The sequence below is a fragment of the Clostridia bacterium genome (genome assembly GCA_035561135.1).
Classification (GTDB): domain Bacteria; phylum Acidobacteriota; class Terriglobia; order Terriglobales; family Acidobacteriaceae; genus DATMYA01.
Genome location: DATMYA010000089.1, coordinates 1 through 3718, shown reverse-complemented (window position 1 = coordinate 3718; position 3718 = coordinate 1). Strand labels below are relative to the sequence as shown.

The 3718-nt window shown below is 54.6% G+C and carries 3 protein-coding genes; 1 reads left to right on the top strand and 2 read right to left on the bottom strand.

Translation table 11 applies throughout. The annotated features are described in order from the left end of the window. The first annotated feature begins 501 nt into the window (after nt 1–501). Complete coding sequence (locus VN622_17770) at nt 502–2076, top strand: anti-phage dCTP deaminase (protein HWR37714.1); 1575 nt, start codon at nt 502–504, stop codon at nt 2074–2076. 376 nt (nt 2077–2452) lie between these two features. Here VN622_17770 and VN622_17765 read toward each other — a convergent pair whose 3' ends face one another. Further along, nucleotides 2453–2704 carry a hypothetical protein gene (locus VN622_17765; protein HWR37713.1) on the bottom strand — a complete coding sequence of 84 codons (252 nt, stop codon included), beginning with the start codon at nt 2702–2704 and terminating at the stop codon, nt 2453–2455. A gap of 385 nt (nt 2705–3089) precedes the next feature. Next, the coding region (locus VN622_17760) for a hypothetical protein (GenBank protein HWR37712.1) at nt 3090–3718 on the bottom strand (629 nt) is incomplete at its 5' end.

Sequence of the window (3718 nt, the reverse complement as noted above, 5' to 3'; positions counted from 1 at the left end):
GGGGGAACTGGGGCTGGGGTTGCCCGGGTTTCCCCGTGCGAGTTGGGGTGTTGCAGGCAGCAGTAACGATTGAACGAAACAATCCAGCGATCGGCCTGACGCGCGAAATCGCTCGATATCGCAGACAATCGTCGACGAGATGTTATGTCTCGCCGTCGGCAAACGTCGCCGAGGTAGGGCTACAAAGCGCCTTACCCCAGTTCGTATTTTCCGTTGAGATTTTCAATTACTTCGTCCGTAACATCATACGGACCTCGCCGCTCACGCGGACGTCTTGTTAGGTTTCTTAGCGCTACGGCCAATTGTTCTCCAAGCCACTTTACGTCTTCGACCTGAGATCCGTGCGCATCCTTCACGACCACGCAATCACTTGACATTGCCGCCTCCACCAAAGGTTGCTATTAGTATCAACTATTAAACCAGATTCTTTCACAGGCTCATAATGATAAATTTCTCTCTTTGTTCATAAAAAGTTTTCAAAGCTTGTCTGGGGGGGGCGCAATGGAAGATTCTCAAAGGCCGGAAATCGTCATCGGCTTGGTAGGGCCGATCGGTGTTGATCTTGACTATGTGCAAGAGACCATCGTTCAAGAGCTAGGAAAGCTAAAATACAGATCGATCCCACTCCGTATAACTGAGCTGATGAAGGCTATCCCTACGGGTATCGAGATCGATGAAACGTCATTTAGTGCAAAGTATCAATCGCTTATCGCCTACGCTAACATGGTCTGCAAGATCGCGAAAAGCTCTGCAGCGTTAGCTGCGATGGCGGTGGCGCGCATTCGAGCAGAGCGAGCCCTGGTCACTTCGGATCCCGAGACCCCCGCACTTGGGCATGCGTATATCATAAGACAATTTAAGCGTCCCCAAGAAATAGATTTGATGAGGAAGACTTACGGAAGAAAGTTCATCCAAATCTCCGTGTCGGCATCCGAAAAAGAAAGACGGGCGGAAATTGCACGAAAAATTAAGGAGTTTGATGAGTCGACCAGAGACAAGGATGATTGCGAGAAAGAGGCAATAGATTTAATAAAGAAAGACTTTGATGAGGGTATTGGTAGTTTCGGACAAAAAATATCGAACATATACCATCTCGGAGACATTTTTGTATATGGAATGAATAAGAATAATATTGATGACACGCTAAAGCGTTTTTTTGAAGCGTTCTTTGGTCACAATGGTCGTTCTCCTACTAAGATGGAGTATGGGATGTACACGGCCGCGGCAGCTTCTCTGCGTTCAATAGATCTTTCTCGCCAAGTAGGAGCGTCAATTTTCACTGGAGCGGGTGAGATTCTTGCAATGGGCTGCAATGAGGTTCCAAAGGCTTTTGGGGGTACCTATTGGGCAGAGGACGGCGAGAATGCGCAGCGTGACTTCGAACGGGGCCGGGATGCAAATCACTCTCGAAAACTGGAGATGCTTCATGATCTCCTTGAAAGGATGAACAAAGCGGGTTTCTTGTCCAAGGAACTTTCCTCGAAGAGCAATGCGGTTGAGCAATTGCGCGAGATCATGGGGCATGACGATATTAAAGACTCTCAGGTTATGGACATCATAGAGTTTGGTCGAATGATTCATGCTGAAATGTCTGCGATAACGGATGCTGCCAGAACCGGTGTAAGCATTAGGGGCGCGACAATGTATTGCACGACCTTCCCGTGTCACATGTGTGCTAAGCACATAGTCTCTTCGGGTATACGGTCTTTGGTATACCTTGAGCCCTATCCAAAAAGCTACGCGGTTGAACTCAACTCGGATTCGATAACATTCGAGGATGATCTCGCCGAAAAAAAAGTTCTCTTCCGGCCTTTTGTAGGGATATCTCCCCGCAGATACCGAGATATCTTTGAGAAGCGGTCCCGGAAGAAGGACGATGGCCGCAGAAAAGACTGGTATTATGGTGAACCTCTGCCGATGATCGAGGACAAGAGCCCGGCTTATATCGAGAACGAGGATTCGAGTATCATTTCGCAACTAGGCGAGGAGATCGCATCTCAGCTTGCTGTGTCTCCCAAGACGGTCGCGCCGGTTTCCGAAGCGACGACTGAGGTTGAAGGTGTGACTTCCGAGTAGACAAACAGTCTGAGTACCGATGTCGCTGAACTCCGTTCTCCCCCACCAGGGGGAAAATGGGTGCCGCACGTGTGATTTGTCCATCAGCCGACACTGCAAACTATCCGCCTTTCGCTGGTGGCTCAAGGCGTTTGCCGCTGTACAGAACGTCGGATCGTTTTCTGACGTCCGGCAACCTCCACTCTCCCCTTGTGGGAGAGGTTACAAAATCAACAGCTTAGCCGAAGGCTAAGTGTTAGATTTTGTTGGTGAGGGGGGGCTGGTAGCAATGGGAAAGGCCCCCCTCACCAAGTTCGCCGCGCCAATCGGCTTCGCCTCTTGGGGCGAACTATCCTCTCCCACAAGGGGAGAGGAGGGGTGCAAGTCTTCGGGCGCCTCATCCGCTTTTGACGAAAATAACCGTCCTTTTCGCCAAGTCGAGTTCCGCGGTTCTGTATCCCGCACCCATCCAGCCCTGCTTCTGAACATGATTGCCAACGGTTTCGTTCGACCACCATGCTGGATACTTGTGGGCGCTGGCCGGCAGCGGTCCGCCAAGAATGTCTTCTATTTCCGCGAATGCTGCTTTCCAGCGGGATACGTTGACCCGGAGCAAATGGTCGCGAAGAGGGTGATACCGGCTCATCATTCAGATCCTCATCTTTTCGGTCTGCCCGTCTTTCCCTGGGGGCCTAGCGCTTGTGGCCTTTCCCCTCCCCAACCCTCCCCACAAGGGGGAGGGAGCCCGTCCTGCCCGCCGGCAGCCTCCGCCTCTCCCCTTGTGGGAGAGGTTACAAAATCAACAGCTTAGCCGAAGGCTAAGTGTTAGATTTTGTTGGTGAGGGGGTGTGCGGGTGCGGCGGAAAACCCCCTCACCAAGTTCGCCTCGCCAATCGGCTTCGCCTCTTGGGGCTCCATCGCCCTCGCGCGGCGTCGCGCTCGGGCCTCCGTGCGCTGAAATCGATTTTATCGATTTCTGGCCTCCGGCCAACGCTTCGGAGCCCACAAGGGGAGAGGAGGCTGCGGCGCCCGGCCTACTTGACCGGCTTCAGCGAGTTGATGATCGCCACCAGGTCGGTGGCGTGTTTTTCCTGTTCGCCCTTGGTGCCCCAGTAGGTGATGACCAGCAGCTTTTCGGGATTGGGGGCGACGATCGACATGCCGATCGAGACCGGGCCGTCCTTGTCGGTACCGTCCCAGTCGAGATTGACCATGTCCATGCCGTTCAGCTTGTCGGTCGACTGCTTGAGGCTGGCCGGGTCGACGGTGACGCCGTTCTCGGTGAGGAAGTCGGCGGCGTCGTCGATGACGGCGTCGGTGGTCTTCGCGTCGGCGACGTCGATGAAGAAGTAGATCGCCTCGTCCGGCGAGGTGACCTCGGCGCCGGTGTCGGTTTCGTCCAGCGTCCAGGTGTCCGGCACGGTGATCGAGGCGATCGGCGCGTCGGACGGGAAGGACAGTTCGCCGGCCTTGGCGGCGGTGGTCAGCAGAAGGGCGGCGAAGGCCGCGGTGGCGAGGGTTTTCATGGGCGTGCTCCTTGGGCGGGCCGGATTGTTGCGGGCGCCAGCATAGCCGATGAGCGTGAACGGCGCGTGGCCCGGCGCCGGCGAAGCGGCGGGATTTTGGCGGTTGGACCGAAAAAGGTCCGGGTGGGGCAAGGGGC

Excerpts from the sequence above, each read along its gene's own strand:
- VN622_17765 (HWR37713.1), bottom strand. The coding sequence starts at position 2,704 with ATGATGAGCCGGTATCACCCTCTTCGCGACCATTTGCTCCGGGTCAAC.
- VN622_17770 (HWR37714.1), top strand. The coding sequence starts at position 502 with ATGGAAGATTCTCAAAGGCCGGAAATCGTCATCGGCTTGGTAGGGCCG.